We start from the raw sequence: 23,940 nt of genomic DNA on the forward strand, positions 1-23,940 counted from the left end.
GAATGCGGTTTAAAATTGACTAAATTTTTTATATGATAAATGTGAAAAAAGTAATTTGTGTTAAACAGCATAGGTGCAAAATGAATTATAACTTAATGCCCGTAAAATATTTCGTTGATGTCGTTCAAACGCATGGCTTCATTTCAGCAGCGAGGAGAAATTATGTTTCAGAAACAGCTGTCAGTTCAGCTATTAAAAAATTAGAAGATGAGTTGGGTCAAAAATTGCTTAACCGTTCTGCTGGTAAATTCTCGTTAACGCCAGTAGGAGAAGTTTTTTATAAACGCAGCGTAGAAATTATTAATTTGTACAGTGAAATTTGGCACCACCCGGATCCTAACCCGGAGAAGCTGTTACGTGTCCATTTTTTGCAAGGCTTTGAAAATGACGCTGCATTATTTGCTTCAAAAATACCAGATATTTGTCAGCCAAATTTTGACGAAGAAAATTTTGATTCTTGCATCAAAAGATTGATTAATGGTAATTATGACATACTGGTTGGATTTGACTTAGCTTTTGCCGGTAATAATAAAATAGACAGTCTACCTTTTAGGAAAACTAGTTTTGACTTACTGCTAAATAAAGATGAACTAAGACAATATCACGGGGATGAGCAGCAGCTCGCTGAGAACAGTATGCTTTATATGCAAAACTGGAAATCAACTGGTATTACTGATATTCAGCTTGCTATGCTTAAAATCTACTGTCAAAATGGTTGGAAATATAAAGAAGTGTCTGAGGTCAACAGCTTTGCCGCTGGATGTTTAAATGTCAACTTCAATGGTGGTATCACAATCGTACCGGAATCATTTAATTTACCGCAAAACTGCAATAATATTGAGCGTTTATCGCCAGTTCAATTGCAAAAAACTTTTAATGTGGTAATAGCAATGAATTCAATGGTTTCAACTAAATTCGGTAAAATGCTTAAGCATGTGACAACTTTAACTTATCGCTGATAACTTTTATGTGTTAGCGCTTTGATCTAAATTGACATAGAATTCAATTGTAATAAAAATCACAAAATATCAGAAAGGGTGATGTTACATTGAATTCTTTTTCAACTGATGTCGTAGTTGTTGGCTCAGGATCGGCTGGAATTTCAGCTTGTTTTGAACTTTATCAAAAGCATGTGCCATTTGTACTTTTAGAAAAAGGTAACAAAGTCGGAGGTGCCGGCAAATTTGGTGCTCATGGAGTTTTTGCTATTAATTCCACTGAACAAAAAAAGCGACACGTAAATTATGGCTATCGTGAAGCTTTTAACGGATTAACAGATTACAACCACTTCTTTGTTAATGGTGAACTATTGGCGCGATTTTTAAAAAAGTCAGGTTCCAATATCGATCGTTTAGCAGAAATGGGTTTACCGGTAACTGTGGAACAAAGCGAACAAAAAGCACACTTAAATGATCCACTGGTCTACCATAAATTTAATAATTTTAAAGAGAAAATGACTAACTGGGATAAATTACCGGATAAATTTACCGCAGCTGGCAATAAGGTAATGTTGGAAACTGCAGCTGTCGATCTGGAATATGATAATGGCTTAAAAGCAGTTATTGCTAAAAATAAAGATGGTGAAGAGATTAGAATTGCTGCTAAAAAAGTAATATTTGCTGATGGCGGCTATTGCGGCAGTCAGGAAATGATGACAGCCAATTTTTCAGATACTAACGCACTTTTGAACCTGGGAGAGCGCAAATCTACGGGTACGGGAATTAGATTAACGCATAAATTAGGTGCAGATTGTCGTCACCGCCCAGTTCTTTTTGCCCATGGCTGTGCACCAAGCATGAGTATTAATCCTATGAAAAGAGACAGTGCGGTTGAAACTCTAACCAATTTACCATTGCTGTGGCTGGATCAAACCGCTAATCGTTTTGTAAACGAGGATGTAGTTTATGATTTTGCTATGTGGGGCAATGCTGCCCATAACGTTAACGGTATCTACTACGTTTTACTGGACCAAAAGACTTTAGACACTTTTAAGCAAAAAGAGGTTAATCTTGAAGACACTTTTGAAAGACAGTTCTGTGACGTGGGGCAAACCCCAAGAACAACTGTGGGGCCTTTACCTAATATTCAAACAGACTTTGATAACACGGTTAAAACGGGTGAAGTAGTAAAAGCAGACAGCTTAAAGGAACTGGCCCAAAAGCTGCAATTGCCTTATGTTTCACTTGAAAGAAGTGTCAATTCTTATAACCAGGCCGTTAAGCAGAAAGAGGACGACACTTTCTTAAAGCCGGCTGCTGAATTATTGTTTGACGTTCAAGAAGGACCGTTTTACGCAATAATTGAGCACTGCGCAATTTTAGGAACATTAGACGGTGTCAATGTTGATCGTAACTGTCAGCCGGTAAAAGAAGATGGCACTCCACTTAAAGATTTATATATTGTTGGTAATAATGTTAACGGCTTATATTCTGATGGCTACCCGAGCTATGAAGGTATTGCTAACGGCTTTGCCTTTGTTTCCGGCTGGATTGCTGCAGAAGAAGCAATTAAGAGTTTAAATTAGGAGAAAAAGAAAAATGTTAGAAGGAAAAGTTGCTGTTGTTACTGGAGCTGCTCAAGGTATTGGCTATGCTATTAGTGAAGAATTTGCTAAGCAAGGTAGCGATGTCATTTTAACTGACTATAACAAGAAAGTGCTGGACGTTGCTGCTGAAATGAATGAAAAATATAACGGTAAGATTACCGGCTTGATTTTGAACGTCATGGATAAAGACAGTATTAAGAATGGGTTACAAACTATCGTTTCCGATTACGGTAAGATTGATTATGTAATGAATAACGCTGGCGGTGGCGTTTTGAAGCCATTTGCCGAACTGACTGATGAAGATTTTGATAATACGATTAATTTGGACTTGCGTGGGACCTTCTTATGTATGCGTGAGGAAATCAAACTGTTCTTAAAACAAGGCTATGGCTCAATCGTCAATACCAGTGCTTTAGGCAGCATTTATAATCCTGGTGGTATGGGCGCTTATAATGCAGCCAAAAATGGCATTATTGGTATGACTCAAGCTGCGGCGATTGATTATGCTGACAAAAATATTCGTGTTAATAGTGTTGCTCCCGGTCTAACTAAAACCCCACTTAACGAAGGCGGCTTTTTGGAGAAAGTTTTACCGACTGTACCAATGAAGAGGGCAGAAACCGCTGCTGAAGTTGCTAAAGTCTTTGTTTTTGTAGCTAGTGAAGCCACATTTATGACCGGTCAGACAATTCTAAGCGACGGCGGCGTTTCAGTCGGCCTGAAGTAGGGGAGAAAATTTATGTTTCCTAAAAATTCCGAATATAACCTAGTAATTGTTGGTGGCGGGCTTAGCGGTTTGGCAGCAGCTGTCAGTGCTGGCGAGCAGGGTATTAAGACCTTGGTAATTGAAAAAGGCAGGACACTTGGCGGTGACGGCAACTATGTTGAAGGCGCAATGGGAGTCGACAGCTTTTTGCAAAAAGAAAAAGGTATTAAGATTGATCCTACCAAATTGCTCCAAGATGAACTGAACTATTCCCACTATGAAGCTAGTGCCCCTCATTTGAGAAAATATATTAGTCAAAGTGGTTCAGTAATTGACTGGCTTCATTCCCTTGGAGTTGAGTATAGTAAAGTTGGTCCTCAAGGTAAAAGCTGGCCTACGATTCATACTTTTGCCGGTGGTGGTCATGCTGTGATAGCAAAGTTAATACCTCAGGCTAAAGCTTTTGGCGTGGAAATTGTGACTAGCATTAGTGCGCAAAAAATTTTACAACATAATGGTCATGTCAGTGGTCTAGTTATTAAAAATGAGGCTACAGGACAGTTTAGAGAATTAACTGCAACTAACGTGATTTTAGCTACAGGTGGCTATGTGGATAATCCGGATTTGATTAAGAAACGGACTCCTGCAACTGAACGTTTGCTGTCAGTTAGTGATGGCAAATCTACCGGAGACGGCATGAAACTAGCATGGCAGGCTGGAGCTGAACACTATCAGATGGGGGCTATTCAATATGGTGGTGGTGCTATTTTGGATAAAACACGTCCACCTTTTGTTCATATGCCTGAACAATTGGCAGCAGCAGCGACTCAAGAGGCAATTTTATGGGTGAATGAGCAAGGTGAACGCTTTGTTAATGAAGATGTCAATGACAATATGTGTCATGCGGGCAGCGCCCTTTTAACCCAGTCAAGAACTTTTTCAATCCTTAATCAAGAAACGGTTAACCATTTAACTAATGTCGGCCTTTACAAAGAAGTAGGCAATTCACCGGTTTCACCTGAAAAATTCGAACATTTACAAGAAGAAATTACGCGTGACTTACAGAATGGTGATAAGTACTTGACCAAATCCGACACTCTGGCTGAATTAGCAGAAAAATTGAATTTGCCCAATTTGCCACAAACAATTGGGCGTTATAACGACTTAGTGGCTAAAGGAACTGATACCGATTTTGGTAAAGCTCCCGCATACATGACAGCTTTAAAAGATGGTCCTAATTATGCAGTAGAATTGGGTATTGGTATGGCATGTGCAATTGGTGGTATTCGTGTTGATAATAATAATACCGTTTTAAATTCCTATGGTTATCCACTTACCGGAGTTTATGCTGTTGGCAATGATGCTGCAGGGATGCTTGTTGGTGATACTTACGCTGTCACTTTACCAGGAAGTACAGCAGGGTATGCCGTATTTTCAGGTAGAAATGCCATTCAAAGTATTACTAAAACGCGGTGAATATCAATGAATAGTGCTAAAAGAGTTTCTGTTTCAAAAATTCGTATAGGTATCTTAGCGGTTAGTATGATTGGCATGGCATCTTTAGCTATTACCCCATCTTACGCTGCCATTGCTAAATTTTTTACCCTTAACAATACTAGTGTACAAATGCTGACATCTTTACCAAATTTATTTATGATGCTTGCGGGAATAATCATTGGTAAATTGACAGCAAATAAAGTTAATTTAAAAGTGTTGACCCTTGTTTCAATTTGTTTGGTGACAATTGGTGGGTTATTGCCACTAATGCTGCACACGAATTTTGAGTTTTTACTTTTTTGTTCATGTTTAGTGGGTTTAGGTCAAGGAGCCTGCACCAATTTAACTCAAGTTTTAATCGCACAATTGCTGCCTCAAAGTGACCGTGAATCTACTATGGGGTTATCTACAACTTTTATTAATATTGGTGGCATGGTCTTTATCATGGGCGGAGGTCAACTGGCAGCTTCAAGCAGCTGGATTAATAATTACTGGATATACCTGTTTTCACTGCTAATACTCCTAATTGTATTTCTTCTTCTGCCCTTTGAAACTGGAACAGCTTCTCAGAATGACACCAAAGGGGTTAATACTAAAATTCATTTAAACAAATTCGTGTTTTATAGTGCCTTCTGGGCGTTTTTGATAATGTTACTTAATAATGTTTTAAATAATAATATCTCTTTGTTTGTAGTGCGAGAAAATCTTGGTGCCACTGCACAAGCAGCTCTAACATCCACCATTTCTCTTGTTGGTGGGATGATCTGTGGCTTATTTGTGGGTAAAATTGGCAAAAGGCTTCGCTACTCTTCGATTGCTCTTTCATTATGTTTATATGGCATTGCATACTTATTGATAGGTCTGTTTCATTCACTACTAATTGTCTTTATTGGCAGTTTTATAGTAGGAGCAGCGATGAGTATCGCAATGGGACAATTTCCTTATTTGATTTCCCTGATTGTCGATGATAACAGTGTTTCTATGGCTTTGGGGATTTATGTTGCGATTTATTCCGTAGGTGGAGTCGTTAGTCCACTGATAATTAATCCTTTGACTAGTTTAGTCAGTCATTTAGGTTTTAATGTTTTCTCTTTAAGCGGTTTGCTGGCACTAATGCTAGCCGTAATTTGTTTAGTGGTTAAATTTCAAAAGAATTTAGTTTTAGCTGCAAAAGAGCAATAAAAAAGATAAATAAAAGCAGCCAATAGTTTGATGTGAACCCTAAAATTAGGATACTTCATAAGTTATTAGCTAAGGACTAACTTTCGATATTCAATCGGAGTTAGTCCTTTTAGTTTTCATCATAGTTTTAAAGACTTATTTTTTCCTCTTGAACGGACTTTGTAAAACCGTTACCATAACTTTTAATAGTAAAGGAGGAGGGTTGTCATGAATTTAAAACAAGAGCTGTTTAACTTAATACATCAGGCAAAATATGAAGATATCAAACAATTTTCAACTTCTAAGTTGGCTGATAAGTTAGGAGTTAAAAGGAACACAGTTAGTCATTACCTTAACCTGTTAGTTAGTGAAAATAAAATTATTAAGATTAAAACAAGACCTGTGATTTTTTTAGATCGAGAAAACCTTAAAAAGTCTACAAATAAAGTATTAAAGCAAGAATATGACAGTATAGAGGACTTAACTAAAAGCTTAAGAAAAACTGATACATTTTCCAGTGTCATAGGACATGATCAATCATTATATGGTCAGATTAGGAAACTAAAAGCAGCTGCATCCTACCCAGGCAGACTTCCCGTTTTGATTAATGGTCAAACAGGAACAGGTAAAAGCTACATAGCAAGAAAGTTCTTTGATTACTGCGTAGCTGAAGGATATATACCTTCAAATGGTAAATTTGTTAGTTTTAATTGCGCAGAATATGCTGATAATCCAGAGCTATTGACTAGTACGCTTTTTGGCTATGCTAAAGGTTCATTTACGGGTGCTGAAACTGCCCACAATGGTCTTTTTGATGAAGCAAATAATGGCATGCTATTTCTTGATGAAGTTCATAGATTGGATCCTAAAGGACAGGAAAAACTATTTTCTTATTTAGATAGCGGAAAAATAGCACCATTAGGTGAAGCAGCTAAAAAGAAGTCGCTAAATGTAAGACTAATTTGTGCTACTACAGAAGATATTAAGAGTAGCTTCTTAGCCACTTTTATTCGTCGAATTCCAGTTCAAATTACAATGCCGCCACTTTCTGATCGAACAACTAATGAGATTAGGTCTTTAATAATATATTTCTTTATATTACATGCAAAAAAAATAAAGAAAAATATCAATGTTAATAACCACGTGCTTTTAACTTTGGCCAATACTAAATATGAAAGTAATATCGGTCAATTAAAAAATGATGTCTTGCTTTCTGTTGCAAGTGCTCTTAGTAAAGCAGAAAAAAATGATCAAAATAATATTTATGTTAAGCTTGCTGACTTGCCGCAGGGAATTTTATTATCTGGTATTTCCTTCTCAAAAGAAATATGGTCTCGAAGTAAAAAAAATATATTGATTAAACCAAATAGTAAGATTCAAGATTTTGTTGATAATTACGAAAGCAAAAACTACATAGAGAAGGCAATGAATGAAATTTTGTCTTTATATGACAAAGTTTCTTATAATTCTTTTATCTCAAAGGCTTTTGCAAAATTAAATAACTTATGTGATTATCTTATTTTTAAGAAAAAAACTATGGACAAAGGTGAATTGCCTCTTAATCTAATTAAAAAAATGCTTAATCAAGAAGTTGGTTATCTTCAAGACGATTTAAGAAATGATTTTAATGGCAATATTATTGTAGCTATTTCTTATTATTTTTATTTTCGCCAGGAAAAACATTGGCAATTATCACAGGACCAAAGTAAAACAATAAAAAGAATTATTAATGAAATTAATGAAGTAAATTATACAAGTGAAGTTGTAGATACAATTTTAAATGTCGTAAATAATATGCTTAACTTGTATACCGATGATGTCGACAAATTATTTTTAGCTATTTACCTAAGTGGGGCACAGAGAAAAAAGAGTTCAAACTTAGTTCATTGTATTCTTTTAGCTCATGGTTATTCGACAGCAAGCAGTATTGCCGATACTGTTAATAAAATTGCAGGTGAGCCGTTACTTGATTCTTTTGATATGCCAATTGATATTTTACCGGAGGAGATAGCAAAAAAGGTATCCAACTATATCCATGTCAGACATGTGGTAAATGGCTTAATTTTAATGGTAGATATGGGTTCCTTAGAAAAAATTCCTGAACTATTGCAAATGGACTTGAATTTTCCGGTAGTCATATTAAATAATGTCTCCACACAGTTAGCATTGTTTGTAGCTAATTATATAAAAGAGAGAAAGCCTATTGAATCCATCATCAATAAAATGGATGAGACAATTCATAATGATTACCGGATTATTTATCCTAAGATGGTTAAACAAAATGTAATTTTAGTATGCTGTACAACGGGTGTAGGCACTGCAAACAAAATTAAAAAAATGGTTGAGGAAAGTCTACCTTTAAGAAGTAAAGTTCAAGTAATGTCGTGCTCCTATAATTGGCTAAAATTAGAGGATCAAGAAAATGCCCTCAAAAGAAAATATAACGTTTTAGTCGTAATTGGAACAGCGGATCCTAAATACTGCAATATTCCTTACATTTCCTTGGAAGAATTAGTAAGTGGATCAAAACTATCAACTTTAAAACGAATATTGAATGGAATATTGTCTGATAAAGATCTTGATCGTTTTAATGAATCTATTCTAAGAAACTTTACTATTGAACGCGTTATTAATTCATTAACAATTTTAGATACAAAAGAGGTCATCAAAAATATTGATTCATGTATTAAGTTAATGGAGAAATATCTAAACGTAACACTTTCTAATACAACGATGATGGCTTTATTCGTTCACATTAGTTGTATGATTGAAAGAATTATTCGTAACCAAATATTAGAAACACCACCCAATAATTTTAAGGAAACAGTTCAAAGCTTGGAAGCTATTAAAAATATTAGAAGGTCACTGCGACTATTAGAAAGGATATATAATATCAAAATCCCGATTACTGAAATTAAATACATTTATGATTTAATTTTTGATACCCAAAACAGTAACTTGGAGATTACAAATACGGAAGATTTTTGACAGAATAAATTATTAAAAATACTGTCAAAGAATACTCCAAAATTAAGCAGAAAAGCGACCAAATGAGGTTGCTTTTTTTTTGACACTTAGTTGGCACAATAATTGCTAATTATTTGGTGTAAGGACAAGATTCAGATAAGGAGGAATTAATTTGATTAAATTATTGCGAGTCGATCACCGGTTGCTACATGGGCAAGTAGCATTTTCTTGGACTCAGGAACTAGGAGTTGATTGTATTCTGATTGCTAATGACGATGTCCCGAATAACGAGATTCGAAAGACAGCCATGAAACTTGCTAAACCACAAGGAGTTAAGTTGGTAATTAAAAATATTTCTGATTCAATTAAAGCCCTAAAAAGTGGAGTGACCGATAAATACAAATTATTTATTGTTGTTGAATCTGTGGCAGATGCTTATTCTTTAGCTACTGCCTATCCTCAAATTGATCATATCAATTTAGGAGGAACAAAACCAGCAGATGGTACAAAGCAAATAAGTAAAGCTATCAATGTCACAAATGAGGATGAGAGTAAATTAAAGGAGCTGGTAGATCGAGGTTGTGAAATTGAGATTAGGCAAGTGCCAAATGATAAAAAAGAATTATACAAGGAAATGATGTAGGTTCTAAATAATGAATAATAAAATTTCAAAGAGTCGTTTGGCAGCCATGAATTATTATTATAGAAATTATTCTTTTGAATATTTTTTAGATTCGGTTAGCCGAAACGGTTTAACTCAGATAGAACTATGGACAAGCCCACAACACTTTTGGATTGAGGAGACAGGACATCAAAATGTTTCTCAAATAAAAAAGAATGTTGCCGAACATAATTTAAAAATAATTTGCTTAACACCACAACAGAGTAATCCAAATTTATATAATTTGGCTGCTAAAAGCAAGCACCTAAGGGATGGATCTATTGCATATTTTAAGAACTTAATCGATGCTGCTGCAGAGTTAGATGTTCATATGATTGCATTAAATTCTGGTTGGGACTTTTATGATGAAGACCCTAAAAAAGCCTGGGAGCGATCGGTGGAAATGATGAAAACAGTAGCTGAATATGCTGCCAGTTGCCAAATTAAAATTGCTGTTGAAGCTTTGCAGCCCGATGAATCTCATTTGGTTAATTCAATCGTTGATCTGAAAACCTATTTAGACGATGTTGCTGAAAGTAATGTTGGAGTAAACATCGATTTGGGAGCAATGGCTAGAAATAGTGAAACTATTTTACAGTATTTTACTGCTTTTGGCTCTAAAGTCATCCACTGCCATTTTGTTGACGGCAACCCAGTTGGTCATCGTTGTTGGGGTGAGGGTGAAAGAAATCCTGGTGACGATTTTCAGGTTTTTAATTCAAATAATTATCAGGGTAATTTTACGTTTGAATTTGGACAATCTGAATACTTTTTGAACCCTGCAGCAGTGGAAAGAAAGTCACTAGCATTTCTAAGTCCTTTTTTAAAGTAAAAGATGGGAGAAAAAATGAGTAATTTAGGTACTGCATTACTGATTGGACTAGTAGGTTTTATTGGTCCTTTGGATTTTGCAATCGGTTCTAACATGTTAAATAGACCAATTATTTTAGGCCCTTTGGTGGGTCTGGTATTAGGAAATTTAACTCAAGGTATTATTATTGGAGCATCCCTAGAACTGGTATTTATGGGAGCTATTTCAGTTGGCGCATATTTACCTCCAGATGTAATTGTAGGTGGAGTTTTAGGTACAGCTTTTGCAATTACTTTGGGAAAGGGCGTTGGTGCAGCAATCGCCATTGCTATGCCCATTGCAATGCTTTCATTAGCTATAGGAAATTTAACAAGTGTAATTTTTCCAGCAATTGCCCATATTGGTGATAGATATGCAAAAGAAGGGAAACCTGGCGGTATAACAGCTTCTATGTGGGGAATTGGCTTGATTGAGTGTACGCGTCGTGGAATTTTGTGCTTTTTAGGCTATTATGCTGGAAGTGCAGGAATGAAGGCATTATTAAACGTCATTCCGCAAAACATTATTGACGGTTTACAAGTAGCAGCAAATATGTTGCCCGCTATTGGTTTTGCTATCTTATTGGAAATGATTATTAATAAAACCATATTGCCATATTTCTTTCTAGGATTTTTGCTCTCCGCATATCTAAAAGTACCTGTATTAGGTGTTGCTTTATTCGGACTAATTATTGTTATTGTTAAATTTCATTCAGATAAAAGACAGACTGTTTTAAACACATCTACTTCAACAAACGAGGATACCGACTATGACGACGATTTCTAAAGAAAATAAGATAACCAATAAGGATTTAAGACAGATAATGTGGCGCTCCTTACCGATGGAATTTGGTTGGAACTATGAGAGACAAATGCATTTGGCTTTTGCTTATATGATGGCTCCTTTAATGAAGAAGCTTTATCATAAAGATCAAAAAGAATACATTGATTCACTTGAAAGGCAGATGGAATTTTTTAATTGTACTCCACAATTAGTTCCTTTTATTGGCGGCGTAGTGGCTTCAATGGAAGAAAAGAATTCCGAAGATAAAGATTTTGATGTTTCTACTATTAGTGCTATTAAAACTGCATTGATGGGTCCATTGTCAGGAATAGGAGACTCACTGTTTTTAGGCACTTTGAGAGTTCTAGCAGTTGGTGTAGCTGCATCTCTTTCAATGAAAGGAAGTATTCTCGGGCCAATTTTATTTTTGCTGATATACAACATTCCTGCGTACCTCGTTAGGTATTTTGGAGTCAAGGCTGGATACAATATGGGAACCAGCTATCTTGATAAAATTCAAAAATCAGGCTTGATGGATAAGTTTAAGGAGGCTGCTGGTATTCTCGGGGTTATGGTCATAGGAGCAATGACTCAAAACATGGTAGTTGTTAAAGTCGTAGCAAAATTTGGTACGGGAAAAACAGCAACTTCTTTGCAAAGTGTTTTAGATGGCATATTACCAGGCGTGCTTTCGTTATTAGTTCTTTATATATTTTATGTCCTGAACAAAAAGAAAATTAATGTTTTGTGGCAATTATTGGGTGCTACCATCATTGGAGTTTTACTCACTGTTTGGGGAGTATTAGGTGTTTAAATTAATTTAAAAATTGAGGTATGAAAATGATTAATAAGAAAATTGACTATATTGATGATCCAAATGATACTTTTGAACAATACTTGGAGAAAGCAAAGAAATATAATTTTAGAGCAATCTTTGCCAAACCGGAAAATGAATATGATATCGCTAAAGAATCGTTAAAAGATACTGACATCATTATTGCTGGTGCGATAGATTTTCCTGAAGGCAAAATGGAACTTGATGAGAAAATGAAGCGGTTTGAAGATTATGCTGCCAAAAATTATGAAGAAGTAGATTATCCATTAAACCAAAAAAATGTTGAAAATAAAGATTTTGACGCTATAGAAAAGGAAATGTCGACAATTTCCCAATTTTGTAAGCAACACAATATTCGAGACAAAGTAATCGTTGAGATGTGTAAATTAGATGGTGATGATGCCGCCAAGGAAAAAATTTGTGAAATTGCAAATCGGGTTAAACCGGCCTTTTTAAAAACTTCAACTGGAAGAAGCTTTGGCGGAGCTAAGATAGAAGATGTAAAACTTATGAAAAGAGTTCTAGATCCTGCAATAAAAATAAAAGCTGCGGGTGGTATCCATACTTACGATGAAGCAATGGGCTTTTTAAACGCTGGTGCATCAATAATGGGTGCAAGTGCAGGAATTAAAATTGTTGAGCAAGAAAGAGATTTAAAGAATGCGTAAATTTAACAAGCAAAAATTAGTTAACAGTATGACCGGAGCTCTTAAATTAAGAAGCCAAATTAACAATGTTATTGATCCATTATTTAAAAAAGGAATAGATAATATATGTTGGCTGGGAATTGGAGGCACTTATGCTTCTGGAATGCAGGCTAACATTCACATGAAAGAAAGGAGTGTTTTAGAAACCTTTTATCAAAATGCAGCTGAATATGTTGTTACAGGTAATAAAAGAATTACCACAAAAACTTTAGTAATCATTTCTTCCGTTACTGGCAACACTAAAGAGATGGTTGATGCAGTAAAAAAGTTGAATAAAACTGGTGCTACAATTCTGGGCTTTATGGATGATCCTAAGGCTAAGTTAGCTTCAATGTTAACATATTGTATTTCTTATCCTGAAAACGAACAGCTAAAATTTTTCATGGTAGGAGACCGTTTAATGTATTTAAATGGTGAATTCTCTGATTATGACGAATTTTATCAGGAAATGGATGCTCATTTTGCTCAAGACATCGCAGACATTGAGGAAAATGCAGATGAATTTGCTCAAAAATTTGCTGAAAAACATCATGATGATGAAATTCATTATTTTGTCGGAGCTGGTAATCAATGGGGCGCCACTTATTCATATGCTATGTGTTATTGGGAAGAACAGCACTGGATTAGAACTAGAGCTGTTGAAGCAGCAGAATTTTTCCACGGTATGTTTGAAGTGGTTGATCGTGACACTCCTGTTACAGTTTATGTTGGCGAAGACAGTCAAAGGCAACTTAGTGCACGTGTTGCAAAGTTTTTGCCAGAAATCTGTGGCAACTATACCATTATAGATTCTAAAGACTATGATTTACCGGGATTTTCAGAAAAATATCGTGGCACTTTGTCACCATTTGTTTTCCATGCAATTAATAATAGAATTGATGTTCATATAGAGCACCTTAACCGTCATCCAATGGATATTCGGCGTTACTACCGCTGCTTAGATTATTAATTAGATAGCGTAAACTAATGGTTGGAGTAATTATTTGTACGCATGGCAGTTCTGCCCCAGAAATTTTAAAATCAGCAGAAATGATTTGTGGTAAACAGGAAAACTGTCTGACTGTGAATTTTGAAAACGGAGAGTCTTTAGACCAGCTAAAAAAAGAGCTGGGTCAGGAAATTGATCAGCTGAGAGGGATAATTATTTGCCTAACAGATTTAAAAGGAGGCACACCGTTTAATACTTTAGTTGGCTTACTAAAGAAATATCCAGAAATAGAAATCATTACTGGTGTGAATATTCCAATGCTACTTGAATTGTTTATCAATCGTGATCAATTAGAAAAGGAACAATTACTTTCCGCAATAATTGAAGCCGGTAAAAGTGGTGTTTATCGCTATCAAAGAATAAAATCTTCTATCCAAGATGATGAATTCTAAAATAAAGAGGTATAGCAATTTTGCTATACTTTTTTTATTAAAGGATTTATAATTAGGCAAAATAAAAGTGAAAGGGCTTTAAAATTAAAGAAGGCGATAGTAATGAGTAACTTTTTTAACGGCATAATATTCCAGAAAATTATGGGTATCGTTTTGCTTTTGCTAGCTGGTTTTGAACTAGTATCTAGTTATAAATATACTAGAAGTATTCTCCAAAATGGGACTAGTAATGGCTTTTCAATTTTGGCAATTGCTTTTGCTTTCTATTTTGGGCTTGTTTTATTTTGTGGTGGAATTATTTGTTTGTTCTATCATTTTTAAATTTTGAATAGAAAAAAATTATAAGTTATTATCCACTTTAATTTAAAAACGTGGTAAAATCATTGTATAGTATAGTTATTAGTTTAAAAGAGGGTGTTAAAATGGCAAGCTTTTTAACAAGTGCAGCATTTTTAATGATTATCGCTGCGATTATGATGGCTTTAGGGTCTTATCAAGTAGTTAATAGTGTCGTTTATATCCACGGAATTTTACATAAGGGTACTAATAATGGCTTTATGCCTCTGGCAATGTGGACTTCTTTAGTTATTGGTTTATCATTGTTAATTGTTGGTATCGCTGCAATTGTTTTAGCTTTTAAAGGTTTTTAAGTAAGGCTATAACAGTTATCATTGTGAAATTGAATAGATACAATTGAACTATATTATGTAATATACGTAGTCGGTAAGATATACCGACCACGTATATTTTATTTTCAGACAAAAAGTAAGCCGCTATTAAATTTTCTGAAAATAGTGGAAAAATTAATAGACTTATTAGTAAGCGCTATTTTAAAAGTGCTATAATAGAAGAAATAAATATTAGGATACATTTTAGGAGGAAATTATTATTATGGCAGAACAAACTATTATGCTTAATTGCAGTGCCGGAATGAGTACATCTTTATTGGTTACCAAAATGCAGCAAGCTGCAAAGGACCAAGGTATTGATGCAAATATTTTTGCATGCCCTGCTTCAGAAGCTTCGCAACATATTGAGCAAGATCATCCAGACTGCATTTTACTTGGACCACAAATTCGGTACATGGAAGATGACTTTAAGAATAAAGTAAAAGGTCAAGGAAAAGATGGTAACGATATTCCTCTTGGAGTTATTGATATGCGTTCATACGGCATGATGGATGGTAAAAAAGTATTGCAACAAGCTGAAGACTTGATTAACGGATAAGGGGATAACGATGGCAGAAAAACAAACACCAGAACAGAAAGAGCAAGAAACTTTAGAGGCAGCTATGGGCCTTATTGCCAATGGTGGTAATGCTAAAAGTCTTGCTTTTGAAGCTATCAGACTGGCTAAAAAAGGCGACATTGCAGGTGCTAGAGCTAAGCTAGCAGAATCCGATAAATCTCTTAATGAAGCACATAACTCTCAAACTGGAATGCTGACCAAAGAAGCTCAAGGAGACCATACAAAAGTTACTCTGCTTGTTGTTCATTCACAAGACCATTTGATGAATGCTATTACATTTAGAGATTTAGCTGGAGAAATGGTTGATCTTTATGAAAAGCTCTTTAATGCGAATGTATTAAAGAAAGAAGCAGACGAATAAACTTAATGAACAAAAACAAATTGATGAATTTGTAAACGATACTGTTTTTGAAAAACAAGGCGCGGTTAATTAATCGTGGTCAATTTTTGCATCATTGTCTTTATTAGGTAGGTTTTATAATTGTACTTTTTTACATTGCGCATTTTAGATCTATTATTTGGAGTGAAATATGAAACAAGTAAAAATAGGCAAAAGTGACGTTTATACCAGTAAATTAGGTTTAGGGACGAATAAGGTCGGAGGACATAATCTGTTTAATAATTTAAACGAAAAAGATGGATATGACCTCCTGCGAGAAGCCCTAAATCTAGGAATTAATTTCTTGGACACAGCCTATGTCTATGGTCTTGGTAGATCAGAAGAAATTATTGGTGATGTTTTGCAAGATTATGATCGTTCAAAAGTTATAATTGCCACTAAAGCTGCCCAAGATAAGTCGCAGGATATGGCCATCAATAACAGTGCCGAGTTTATTAAAAAGGCAGTTGACGAAGCATTATTACGGTTGAAGACCGATTACATTGATATTTTTTATTTGCATTTTCCGGATAAAGAAACGCCCAAAGACGAGGCAGTTGAAACTTTGTCTGATTTAAGAAAAGCTGGAAAAATAAGAGCAATTGGTGTTTCTAATTTTTCATTGGATCAAATTAAAGAAGCTAACAAAAACGGTAAAGTTGATATTGTTGAAGATCAATTCAGTTTGGTTCACCAAGCACCTGTTAAAGAAGAATTAAAGTATTTACAGGAAAATAATATTTCCTTTGTGCCATTTTTCCCACTGGCATCAGGACTTTTAACGGGTAAATATGCTTTAGCAGACTGGGACAAGTTTAAAAATAGTGATGGTGGTAAACTACTAGGTAATTTTGACAAGAAACAATATGATGAAGCAATTACAGGAATTGATGGGATTAGAAAGATCGCTGAAGATCATCAGGCAACTGTTACGCAAATTGTATTGGCTTGGTACATGGCAAATCCTGCAATAAGTGTTGTGATTCCTGGAGCTCGTAATGCGGCTCAAGTTAGAAGTAACGCTGCAGCTCTGAAGGTTGAATTGTCTTCAAGTGAATATCAGCAAATTGATCACTTATTCAGTAGCTTTTGATAAGAATTAAGAATATAGTTTTTTAAAAATGTGACTCTAAGTAATTTCTAAATAAAATTTGTCAGTTACGAATTTTATGGATCTTTACTTAGAGTTTTTTTTCCTTGTCAAAACCTGCTTGGAATTGTTTTGCGTGTCAGTAAAGTAATTCGTAAATAAGTTTTAAAGTCTAAAATAAAAAAATACACGATTGCCAACAAATTGGCATCGTGTATTTTATTGTGCTTTACTATGAGTTTAATCCAAATCTAGACCGTTTGAATTAATGACTTTTTTATACCAGTCGAATGAATCTTTACGTGAACGTTTCAAAGTACCTTCACCAGCATCGTTCTTATCAACATAGATAAAGCCGTATCGTTTATCCATTTGACCAGTTCCAGCAGATACAAGATCGATTGGTCCCCATGGCAGATAGCCCATTAAGTCAACACCATCAATCGCAACTGCTTTTTCCATTTCAGAAATGTGCTTTCTTAAATAGTCAACCCTGTAATCATCATGAATGGAGCCATCTGCTTCAACTTTATCATAAGCTCCTAAACCATTTTCAACGATAAACAAAGGTTTGTGATAACGATCAGTTAAGTGATTTAGAGCAATCCTTAATCCAGCTGGATCAATTTCCCAGCCCCAATCACTTCTTTCTAAAGTTGGGTTTTGGGTTATTGCTTTAGATAAGTCGCTTAATTCGTCCGGCTTAACGTTTTTAGCTGAAACAGTAGTTGTTTGGTAGTAGCTGAAAGCTACGTAGTCAACAGTGCCTTCCTTCAAAACAATTCTGTCTTCATCAGTAATGTCAGGACGATAACCATTTCGTTCAATATATGCCTCAACTTCTTTAGGATACTCACCAAAGACATGAACATCAGAGAACCAGTCACGACGCTGTTCAAACTTATCAGCTAACAACACATCCTCTGAAGATGGAGTTAGCGGTCTAACAGGAGAATAATTAATCATACAACCAATTTGAAAATCAGGATTAATTTTATGTCCAACTTTAACAGCTAAAGCGGAAGCTACTAACTCGTAATGGGCTGCTTGATACATAGCGGCTTCTTTTTCTTTATCAGTCATGCCATTAAAAATTATTCCTGAATTTGTTGCCATTAAAAAGTCTTCGTTATAAGCAGACTGATTATCAATTTCATTGAAGGTCATCCAGTACTTTACTTTATTCTTGTAGCGCTTAAAGCAAACTGTTGCAAAGCGGACAAAGAAATCTATTAATTTGCGATTGGTAAAACCATGATATTTTTTCACTAAATTAAAGGGAATTTCAAAGTGAGATAAAGTAATTACCGGTTCAATACCATATTGGTGGCAGGTATCAAACAAGTCATCATAAAATTTTAAGCCTGCTTCGTTAGGTTTTTCGTCATCGCCGTTAGGAAAAATTCTGGTCCAGGCAATTGAAGTTCTAAAGGCTTTAAAACCCATTTCGGCCATTAATTTTATATCTTCTTGATAGTGGTGATAAAAATCAATAGCACTGTGGTTAGGGTAGTTCTTGCCGGGAATAACCCCATCAGTAATTTCGCGTGGTTTAGTGGCAGAGCCAACAGTCATGACATCGGCAACTGACATTCCTTTGCCGTCTTCGTTCCAGGCGCCTTCTAATTGATGAGCAGCAACGGCACCGCCCCATAAAAACCCTTCTGGCATTTTTGCTGAATACATTTTTATCTCCTTTTTAATATTTTTGTGATAGCGTTAACAGTTATATTTTATACAATTGCTACTTAATCTTCAAGTAACATTAACACTAGCTTTATTGCAAAAAATAAGGCTATAATTGTTAATATAATATCGTAAAGGACTGGAAAATATGACAAGCAAATCTTCTAATCAAAGTGATGTTGAGCGTAAAAAACATGAAGATAGTATCAAATATCTTTATTTTAGCCGCTATTTAATGCTTCGTTACAGCGTAGTCATCTTTCTCTTTGCCAATCTGTTTTGGTTGTTAATTTTAGTTGAATACCAGAAACTACCAGGAATAATTTTAGCCGGTCTAATGACTATTTTGTCTGGGATTGCTGCCATCGAACAGCTGACTAAAATGCATAACCGCAAAAGCGATGTACCGATTACCAGGATTTATTTGTGGATTCAAATTATCGTTAATATTTTGCTGGCTTGCAGCTTATTTATACCTTTTAAAAAACAAATTCTGCCCTTTATCACTGATCAGAATTCAGTCTATTTTATGGTTGCGTTTCTGTTAGCGGGTATTTTGCTGGCTTATTTTTGTGAGCGCAGAATACATAATATTAATATTGGAAAAGATAAATATTTAAAGGCAATTAAAGCATTTAAAAATGATTAATGTTTACATTTTTATTGAATACGCTTACAATAACTATTATAGTCAATTAAATATAGTTGACTAATAATAATTATTAGAGGGAGTAGTTTTTATGGCTGAACCAAATAAAAAACCAATAAAAGATCGAATTGCTGAGGTGGCAGGTAAGTTTGCTGCCACGCGGTTCGTCAGGGCTATTATGGACGCCGGTTATAGTGTGATTTCATTCTCCATTATTGGGTCCATTTTCTTAATTTTGACAGTGTTGCCGAAAGCTATACCTGTTCCCGGATTTGCTGCTTGGTATGCGGGGACAATAGGACGTTTTACTAACCTGTTTCAGTCCGTTTACAATGCCACGATGGGTATTATTGCGCTGGTTTTCTCAGGTACTTTTGCTTATTCTTATACCAAGATTTATCGTGATGAAGAACACTTAAGTTTAATTCCTATTGATGGCTTAATGATGTTTTTAATGGGTTTCTTCATTACTGTTGCTGAATTAGTATGGAAAAACGGTAGAGTTGAATTTATAACTTTATTTACTAAAGATAAAATGATTGCTGGGGGTTATCAGGCTTCTCCATTAGCTGGTATTTACCGTATCGGTGCTGTCGGTATTTTTATCGGTCTGGTTGTAGCTTGGATAACGGTACAAATATACCGCTTTACTATTAAACATAACTGGCAAATAAAAATGCCGGATTCAGTACCATCAGGTGTTGCCAACTCCTTTAGTGCAATGATTCCAGGCTTTTGCGTTGCTGTAGTTATGTCAGCAATAAATATGGCTTTAGTTATGGCTGGGACTGATTTATTCAACGTTCTGTTTATTCCATTCTCATTTATTAGTGATATTGCTGATACTTGGTGGGGCTTTTTAATCATTCTGTTCCTTATTCACTTCTTATGGTGGTTTGGAATTCATGGTGCAACGATTATCAGCTCCTTCTATTCCCCAATTGTTTTAGCTAATATGCAAGCTAATGTTAATCAAGGTGCTCACCACGTTTTTGCGGGTGAAATCTTAAATGCCTTTGTTACAATTGGTGGTTCTGGTGCTACCTTGGGTGTCGCTATTTGGCTAGTATTACGGGCACGTTCAACACAATTAAAAGAACTAGGTAAAGTTGAAATTGTACCAGCTGTTTTCAATATTAACGAACCAATTCTTTTCGGTTTACCAATTGTGTATAATATTGATTTGTTTATACCATTTATTTGTGCCCCGATGGCCTCAGGACTCGTAGCTTACTTAGCTATTGCTGCAAAGCTTGTTCCGGTTATCATAGTACAACAGCCTTGGCCAACACCAGTTGGTTTAAGCGGTTATCTTGCTACTACAAGTTGGCAAGGAGGCTTGGTTTCAATTATATGTGCGATAGTGGCATTTTTAATTTGGTACCCATTCATTAAGCATTATGATAACGTTACTCTCAAGAATGAAAAGAGTAACGCCACTCCGGATGCCGCATAAATATTAGTTAGTCTTTAAAAATCTGTCTTGTAAAAGGCAGATTTTTTCTTTGTTAATATTCCAGTATAATTAACAAAATGCTAAACAATATTTTAGTATTAAGAGCGCTTACTCGTTATAATAAAAGTGTAGTCGTATTATCTGATTGTGGAGGAATTTTTTATGAAATATCCAAAAACCAAAGAAGTTTTAAACCAATTAGTTGCTGATCTGACACAACTGCATATGGTTGTTCATCAACACCATTGGTATATGCGTGGTAACCGCTTTTTGAAATTACACCCATATCTTGATAAAGTAATGGATGAATTAGCTGATCAACTGGATCAAGTTTCAGAGCGTCTAATTACCCTCGATGGTTCTCCAGTTTCTACACTAAGCGAAATAGCAGCTAAAACTAAGATTCCTGATGAAAAAGGTAATTGGGATGAAACTATTGATGAGCGCTATGCAAAAATTATTTCTGATTACCATTATCTCGATCAACTTTATGAGGAAGGGATCAAGGTTAGTGATGAAGAGGGAGACTACTCAACTAATGATATGCTGACTGGCTTCCACTCAGATGTTGAAAAACGTATTTGGATGATGTCAGGCGAAATTAACAAAGCTCCTGAAATTGATCCTGAATAATTAAGTCAATTGCAAAAAGCAGTCTAGGACTGCTTTTTTTATATCTTCTTTTTCTGCTATAATGAAATTGAACTACTGGTTAATAATTTAATTTTAGAAAGCACAGATCATGGATAAAGAAGAACAGGATAGGTTGAAAAAATTGGCTGCCGTGAAGGCCGCTGAATTAGTTAAGCCGAAAATGAAATTGGGAGTCGGAACCGGCTCTACAGTTGCTTTTTTAATTGCTGAATTAGGCAGAAGAAAAAAAGAAGAAGGGCTTGAGCTAGCAGCAGTTGTTACAACTTCAAGCAGAAGTAAAAAACAGCTGGAAAGCTATGGCTTCCAGGTTGATGAGTTGGCAACTGTAGATCAACTTGATTTAACTATTGATGGTGCAGACAGAATAGCCGATAATTTTGATGGCATCAAGGGCGGCGGCGGTGCCTTAACAATGGAAAAAAATGTTGCTGTTAATTCACGCCAAGTAGTTTGGATTGTGGATGAATCTAAAATGGTTGACCACCTTAGTGGTTTTCCATTACCAGTTGAAGTTTTGCCAATTTCGTGTGAGCAAAATTTCAAACTTTTTCAGGCTGAAGGACTGAATCCTAAGTGGCGGTTGACTGGAAATAAGCGTTTTGTCACTCATTATGGCAATTATATTATTGATTTAAACATTGATCCTATTCCGGTTCCTAGCGGCCTAGCTGATTATCTGGATCATACCGTTGGTGTGGTTGAACATGGTCTTTTTTTAGGGATGTGCAATGAAGTTATTATTGCTCATGCTGATGGCAATATTGAAGACCGCAAAAAATAACTTTCCGAGTTAGCCTAAGATTTTGTTTGGCTAACTTTTTTTAAAGAGCAACTGGAAGCTAAATTTGGTATCATAGTGCTATAACGATTTTAAAAGAGGATTCTTATGATAAAAAAACCTTTGATAATTAGTACCGATCCCGGAATTGATGATGTAGTAGCATTGACAACAGCCTTATTTGCTCCTGAGCTTGATGTGAAACTGATTGCTGCAACATGGGGCAATGTTCCGCTTAAAAACACTTTGGACAATACCTTAAAACTGGAAACTTTTTTGCAAACTAAAGTGCCAGTCGTGAGTGGAGCACAAAGACCATTGTTACGAGACCAAATTGATGCTTCTGATGTTCACGGCCAAAGTGGCCTAGCCGGTTTTGATTTTCCTAAACCTGATTACAGCTTATTAAAACCAGGTATAGCTGCAGAAGCAATTCACGAGGTGGTTGCTAATAGCAGCGAGAAGGTAACTTTAATGCAAATCGGTCCAGCGACTGATTTTGCGCTTTATTTTAGGCAGTTCCCTGAAGATTTACCTAAAATTGAGCAACTAGTAATTATGGGTGGTGCAATTGGTCGTGGCAATTGGGGGCCGTATGCGGAATATAATGTTGCGGGTGACCCTGAAGCAGCACAAATTGTTTTTGCAAGTGGCATAAAAATTTTATTGGCGCCACTGGAATTAGGTCATCAAGCTTATATTACTCCGGCAGTCTTAATGCAAATTAAGGAAATAGGCAGAACTGGTAATATGCTTTATCATATTATGGACAAATTGCAAGATCACACTAGAACTAATGGTAGAGAAGTTTATGATGCGCTGGCATCTGGAATGTTGGTAAAACCGGAAATGTACACTTTTAAACCGGCTTATGTCGTGGTCGATACTAAAAGTCCTAGTGCTTATGGCGCATCAATGATTGATTTTGACAACTTCTTTGGTCAACCAGCAAATGTTCAAGTTGGTGTCGAAATTGACCGTAGACAATTTTCTGAGTGGTTAATTTCCGCTATCAAGGAAATAAATAATTGAGGTAGATAATGGCAGATTTCGTTTATCGTACTGTGATGCGCGATATCAAACAAAATATTTTGGATAACAAATATGAAGGAATGCGTCTTCCAGACGAGCGTAGTCTAGCTGAATACTATCAAGTAAGTCGCTCATCAATGAAAAGGGCAATGGAGCTGCTTTCTCAACAAGGCATTGTTTTTAAAAAAAGGGGTAGTGGTACTTTCATCAATCCCCTATATTTAAAGAACCAATCATTGTTTCGTTATGAAGGATCAAATTTAGGGTTGACAGATAGCCTTAAAGTCCCGGGAAAAAAGCAGGGTATTAAGCTGCTTTCTTTTAACGTGATTAAAACACCCGCTGGAATAGCTCAGGATTTGTTTCTTAAAGAAAATGACTTTGTTTACGAATTTAAAAGACTTCGTTTTTTGGATGAACAGCCCTTTTTGATAGAAACTGGCTATGTACCTATTAAAATAGTTCCAGAGCTCAAGCCTGAGCACTTAAAAAAGTCCCTTTTTAATTACTTAGAGGATTCACAAAATAAGGTAGTCACTAAAGCCTTTCTTAATATTACTGTTGAACCATCTGATAGGGATGATCAAGCAAGGCTTAATTTAAAGTCTACTGAACCAGTTGGCGTAATGGAAGGTATTTTCTTTTTAGATGATGGTACTCCATTTGAAGTCTCAACCATGCGTATTCATTATCAATACATGCGCTTTAACACTTTTGTTAATTTGAATAAATAAAAAACAGGCGAAAGCTGATGTGAACCCCAAAATTAGGACACTTTATATTAGCTATTAACTGAGGACTAACTGCCGATATTCAAGCGGAGTTAGTCCTTTTAGTTTGATCTTGATTCTTTTCTGATTGTAATACTCAATGTAG

At 35.5% G+C, this 23,940-nt stretch carries 26 protein-coding genes; 24 read left to right on the forward strand and 2 right to left on the reverse strand.

The window, feature by feature from the left end:
• Positions 1-80 precede the first annotated feature (80 nt).
• From GYV61_RS08905 to GYV61_RS08990, 18 genes are all read left to right on the forward strand, one after another.
• A complete protein-coding gene (locus GYV61_RS08905; RefSeq protein ID WP_174795529.1) occupies positions 81-959 on the forward strand; it encodes a LysR family transcriptional regulator in 879 nt (292 codons plus the stop codon).
• An 89-nt stretch (positions 960-1,048) separates the two neighbouring features.
• Entirely contained in the window at positions 1,049-2,524 is a 1,476-nt protein-coding gene (locus tag GYV61_RS08910; RefSeq protein ID WP_174795530.1) for an FAD-dependent oxidoreductase, read from the forward strand.
• A gap of 13 nt (positions 2,525-2,537) precedes the next feature.
• Positions 2,538-3,272, forward strand: coding sequence for an SDR family NAD(P)-dependent oxidoreductase (locus GYV61_RS08915; RefSeq protein WP_174795531.1), 735 nt, complete (start codon positions 2,538-2,540; stop codon positions 3,270-3,272).
• Between the two features lie 12 nt (positions 3,273-3,284).
• Entirely contained in the window at positions 3,285-4,727 is a 1,443-nt protein-coding gene (locus GYV61_RS08920; protein ID WP_174795532.1) for a vinyl phenol reductase, read from the forward strand.
• Between the two features lie 6 nt (positions 4,728-4,733).
• Entirely contained in the window at positions 4,734-5,930 is a 1,197-nt protein-coding gene (locus GYV61_RS08925) for an MFS transporter (protein WP_174795533.1), read from the forward strand.
• Between the two features lie 207 nt (positions 5,931-6,137).
• The gene (locus GYV61_RS08930) at positions 6,138-8,897 is read left to right on the forward strand and encodes a sigma 54-interacting transcriptional regulator (protein ID WP_174795534.1); all 2,760 of its coding nucleotides are present in this window, start codon (positions 6,138-6,140) and stop codon (positions 8,895-8,897) included.
• A gap of 151 nt (positions 8,898-9,048) precedes the next feature.
• Entirely contained in the window at positions 9,049-9,519 is a 471-nt protein-coding gene (locus GYV61_RS08935; RefSeq protein WP_174795535.1) for a PTS sugar transporter subunit IIB, read from the forward strand.
• Positions 9,520-9,529: 10 nt separating this feature from the next.
• On the forward strand, positions 9,530-10,369 hold the full coding sequence (locus GYV61_RS08940; protein WP_174795536.1) for a sugar phosphate isomerase/epimerase family protein: 840 nt from the start codon (positions 9,530-9,532) through the stop codon (positions 10,367-10,369).
• 15 nt (positions 10,370-10,384) lie between these two features.
• Complete coding sequence (locus GYV61_RS08945; protein ID WP_174795537.1) at positions 10,385-11,173, forward strand: PTS mannose/fructose/sorbose/N-acetylgalactosamine transporter subunit IIC; 789 nt, start codon at positions 10,385-10,387, stop codon at positions 11,171-11,173.
• Positions 11,157-11,984, forward strand: a complete 828-nt coding sequence (locus GYV61_RS08950; protein WP_110445768.1) for a PTS system mannose/fructose/sorbose family transporter subunit IID — start codon at positions 11,157-11,159, stop codon at positions 11,982-11,984. Before GYV61_RS08945 ends, GYV61_RS08950 begins: the two co-directional genes overlap by 17 nt.
• A gap of 26 nt (positions 11,985-12,010) precedes the next feature.
• Positions 12,011-12,673 carry a deoxyribose-phosphate aldolase gene (gene deoC, locus GYV61_RS08955; protein ID WP_202984481.1) on the forward strand — a complete coding sequence of 221 codons (663 nt, stop codon included), beginning with the start codon at positions 12,011-12,013 and terminating at the stop codon, positions 12,671-12,673.
• Positions 12,666-13,661: an SIS domain-containing protein gene (locus tag GYV61_RS08960; RefSeq protein WP_174795538.1), complete on the forward strand. Its 996-nt coding sequence runs from the start codon at positions 12,666-12,668 to the stop codon at positions 13,659-13,661. Before deoC ends, GYV61_RS08960 begins: the two co-directional genes overlap by 8 nt.
• A gap of 17 nt (positions 13,662-13,678) precedes the next feature.
• Positions 13,679-14,092, forward strand: a complete 414-nt coding sequence (locus GYV61_RS08965) for a PTS sugar transporter subunit IIA (protein WP_174795539.1) — start codon at positions 13,679-13,681, stop codon at positions 14,090-14,092.
• Positions 14,093-14,194: 102 nt separating this feature from the next.
• Positions 14,195-14,413 carry a hypothetical protein gene (locus GYV61_RS08970; protein WP_174795540.1) on the forward strand — a complete coding sequence of 73 codons (219 nt, stop codon included), beginning with the start codon at positions 14,195-14,197 and terminating at the stop codon, positions 14,411-14,413.
• A 101-nt stretch (positions 14,414-14,514) separates the two neighbouring features.
• Positions 14,515-14,742 (forward strand): hypothetical protein, encoded by a 228-nt coding sequence (locus GYV61_RS08975; RefSeq protein WP_046324494.1) that lies wholly within the window; start codon positions 14,515-14,517, stop codon positions 14,740-14,742.
• A 241-nt stretch (positions 14,743-14,983) separates the two neighbouring features.
• On the forward strand, positions 14,984-15,319 hold the full coding sequence (locus GYV61_RS08980) for a PTS sugar transporter subunit IIB (protein WP_046324495.1): 336 nt from the start codon (positions 14,984-14,986) through the stop codon (positions 15,317-15,319).
• A gap of 10 nt (positions 15,320-15,329) precedes the next feature.
• Positions 15,330-15,701: a PTS lactose/cellobiose transporter subunit IIA gene (locus GYV61_RS08985; RefSeq protein WP_046324496.1), complete on the forward strand. Its 372-nt coding sequence runs from the start codon at positions 15,330-15,332 to the stop codon at positions 15,699-15,701.
• A 169-nt stretch (positions 15,702-15,870) separates the two neighbouring features.
• Positions 15,871-16,812, forward strand: coding sequence for an aldo/keto reductase (locus tag GYV61_RS08990; RefSeq protein WP_174795541.1), 942 nt, complete (start codon positions 15,871-15,873; stop codon positions 16,810-16,812).
• A 237-nt stretch (positions 16,813-17,049) separates the two neighbouring features.
• Here GYV61_RS08990 and GYV61_RS08995 read toward each other — a convergent pair whose 3' ends face one another.
• The gene (locus GYV61_RS08995; RefSeq protein WP_174795542.1) at positions 17,050-18,495 is read right to left on the reverse strand and encodes a 6-phospho-beta-glucosidase; all 1,446 of its coding nucleotides are present in this window, start codon (positions 18,493-18,495) and stop codon (positions 17,050-17,052) included.
• 148 nt (positions 18,496-18,643) lie between these two features.
• Here GYV61_RS08995 and GYV61_RS09000 point away from each other — a divergent pair, with 148 nt between their 5' ends.
• The 6 genes from GYV61_RS09000 to GYV61_RS09025 all read left to right on the forward strand — a co-directional run bounded on the left by GYV61_RS09000 (position 18,644) and on the right by GYV61_RS09025 (position 23,798).
• Positions 18,644-19,144 carry a PTS cellobiose transporter subunit IIA gene (locus GYV61_RS09000; protein ID WP_174795543.1) on the forward strand — a complete coding sequence of 167 codons (501 nt, stop codon included), beginning with the start codon at positions 18,644-18,646 and terminating at the stop codon, positions 19,142-19,144.
• A gap of 91 nt (positions 19,145-19,235) precedes the next feature.
• Entirely contained in the window at positions 19,236-20,600 is a 1,365-nt protein-coding gene (gene celB / locus GYV61_RS09005) for a PTS cellobiose transporter subunit IIC (protein WP_174795544.1), read from the forward strand.
• A gap of 162 nt (positions 20,601-20,762) precedes the next feature.
• Positions 20,763-21,233, forward strand: a complete 471-nt coding sequence (locus GYV61_RS09010) for a Dps family protein (protein ID WP_122025773.1) — start codon at positions 20,763-20,765, stop codon at positions 21,231-21,233.
• A 109-nt stretch (positions 21,234-21,342) separates the two neighbouring features.
• Positions 21,343-22,035, forward strand: a complete 693-nt coding sequence (rpiA, locus tag GYV61_RS09015; RefSeq protein WP_174795545.1) for a ribose-5-phosphate isomerase RpiA — start codon at positions 21,343-21,345, stop codon at positions 22,033-22,035.
• Positions 22,036-22,140: 105 nt separating this feature from the next.
• On the forward strand, positions 22,141-23,064 hold the full coding sequence (locus GYV61_RS09020) for a nucleoside hydrolase (protein WP_174795546.1): 924 nt from the start codon (positions 22,141-22,143) through the stop codon (positions 23,062-23,064).
• Positions 23,065-23,072: 8 nt separating this feature from the next.
• Positions 23,073-23,798 carry a GntR family transcriptional regulator gene (locus GYV61_RS09025; protein ID WP_174795547.1) on the forward strand — a complete coding sequence of 242 codons (726 nt, stop codon included), beginning with the start codon at positions 23,073-23,075 and terminating at the stop codon, positions 23,796-23,798.
• Positions 23,799-23,852: 54 nt separating this feature from the next.
• On the opposite strand, the gene GYV61_RS09910 is transcribed toward GYV61_RS09025, so the two are convergent.
• Positions 23,853-23,936, reverse strand: a complete 84-nt coding sequence (locus tag GYV61_RS09910; protein ID WP_370520801.1) for an IS3 family transposase — start codon at positions 23,934-23,936, stop codon at positions 23,853-23,855.
• Positions 23,937-23,940: the final 4 nt, after the last annotated feature.

The sequence above is a fragment of the Lactobacillus melliventris genome (assembly GCF_013346935.1).
Classification (GTDB): Bacteria; Bacillota; Bacilli; order Lactobacillales; family Lactobacillaceae; genus Lactobacillus.

Bases quoted from the DNA above. Each gene is read 5' to 3' on its own strand.
- rpiA (WP_174795545.1), top strand. From the start codon at position 21,343: ATGGATAAAGAAGAACAGGATAGGTTGAAAAAATTGGCTGCCGTGAAG.
- GYV61_RS08970 (WP_174795540.1), top strand. From the start codon at position 14,195: ATGAGTAACTTTTTTAACGGCATAATATTCCAGAAAATTATGGGTATC.
- GYV61_RS08980 (WP_046324495.1), top strand. From the start codon at position 14,984: ATGGCAGAACAAACTATTATGCTTAATTGCAGTGCCGGAATGAGTACA.
- GYV61_RS08905 (WP_174795529.1), top strand. From the start codon at position 81: ATGAATTATAACTTAATGCCCGTAAAATATTTCGTTGATGTCGTTCAA.
- GYV61_RS09020 (WP_174795546.1), top strand. From the start codon at position 22,141: ATGATAAAAAAACCTTTGATAATTAGTACCGATCCCGGAATTGATGAT.
- GYV61_RS08995 (WP_174795542.1), bottom strand. From the start codon at position 18,495: ATGTATTCAGCAAAAATGCCAGAAGGGTTTTTATGGGGCGGTGCCGTT.
- deoC (WP_202984481.1), top strand. From the start codon at position 12,011: ATGATTAATAAGAAAATTGACTATATTGATGATCCAAATGATACTTTT.
- GYV61_RS09010 (WP_122025773.1), top strand. From the start codon at position 20,763: ATGAAATATCCAAAAACCAAAGAAGTTTTAAACCAATTAGTTGCTGAT.
- GYV61_RS08985 (WP_046324496.1), top strand. From the start codon at position 15,330: ATGGCAGAAAAACAAACACCAGAACAGAAAGAGCAAGAAACTTTAGAG.
- GYV61_RS08915 (WP_174795531.1), top strand. From the start codon at position 2,538: ATGTTAGAAGGAAAAGTTGCTGTTGTTACTGGAGCTGCTCAAGGTATT.
- GYV61_RS08920 (WP_174795532.1), top strand. From the start codon at position 3,285: ATGTTTCCTAAAAATTCCGAATATAACCTAGTAATTGTTGGTGGCGGG.
- GYV61_RS08975 (WP_046324494.1), top strand. From the start codon at position 14,515: ATGGCAAGCTTTTTAACAAGTGCAGCATTTTTAATGATTATCGCTGCG.
- GYV61_RS08990 (WP_174795541.1), top strand. From the start codon at position 15,871: ATGAAACAAGTAAAAATAGGCAAAAGTGACGTTTATACCAGTAAATTA.
- GYV61_RS09000 (WP_174795543.1), top strand. From the start codon at position 18,644: ATGACAAGCAAATCTTCTAATCAAAGTGATGTTGAGCGTAAAAAACAT.
- GYV61_RS08925 (WP_174795533.1), top strand. From the start codon at position 4,734: ATGAATAGTGCTAAAAGAGTTTCTGTTTCAAAAATTCGTATAGGTATC.
- celB (WP_174795544.1), top strand. From the start codon at position 19,236: ATGGCTGAACCAAATAAAAAACCAATAAAAGATCGAATTGCTGAGGTG.
- GYV61_RS08960 (WP_174795538.1), top strand. From the start codon at position 12,666: ATGCGTAAATTTAACAAGCAAAAATTAGTTAACAGTATGACCGGAGCT.
- GYV61_RS08965 (WP_174795539.1), top strand. From the start codon at position 13,679: ATGGTTGGAGTAATTATTTGTACGCATGGCAGTTCTGCCCCAGAAATT.
- GYV61_RS09025 (WP_174795547.1), top strand. From the start codon at position 23,073: ATGGCAGATTTCGTTTATCGTACTGTGATGCGCGATATCAAACAAAAT.
- GYV61_RS08950 (WP_110445768.1), top strand. From the start codon at position 11,157: ATGACGACGATTTCTAAAGAAAATAAGATAACCAATAAGGATTTAAGA.
- GYV61_RS08930 (WP_174795534.1), top strand. From the start codon at position 6,138: ATGAATTTAAAACAAGAGCTGTTTAACTTAATACATCAGGCAAAATAT.
- GYV61_RS08945 (WP_174795537.1), top strand. From the start codon at position 10,385: ATGAGTAATTTAGGTACTGCATTACTGATTGGACTAGTAGGTTTTATT.
- GYV61_RS08940 (WP_174795536.1), top strand. From the start codon at position 9,530: ATGAATAATAAAATTTCAAAGAGTCGTTTGGCAGCCATGAATTATTAT.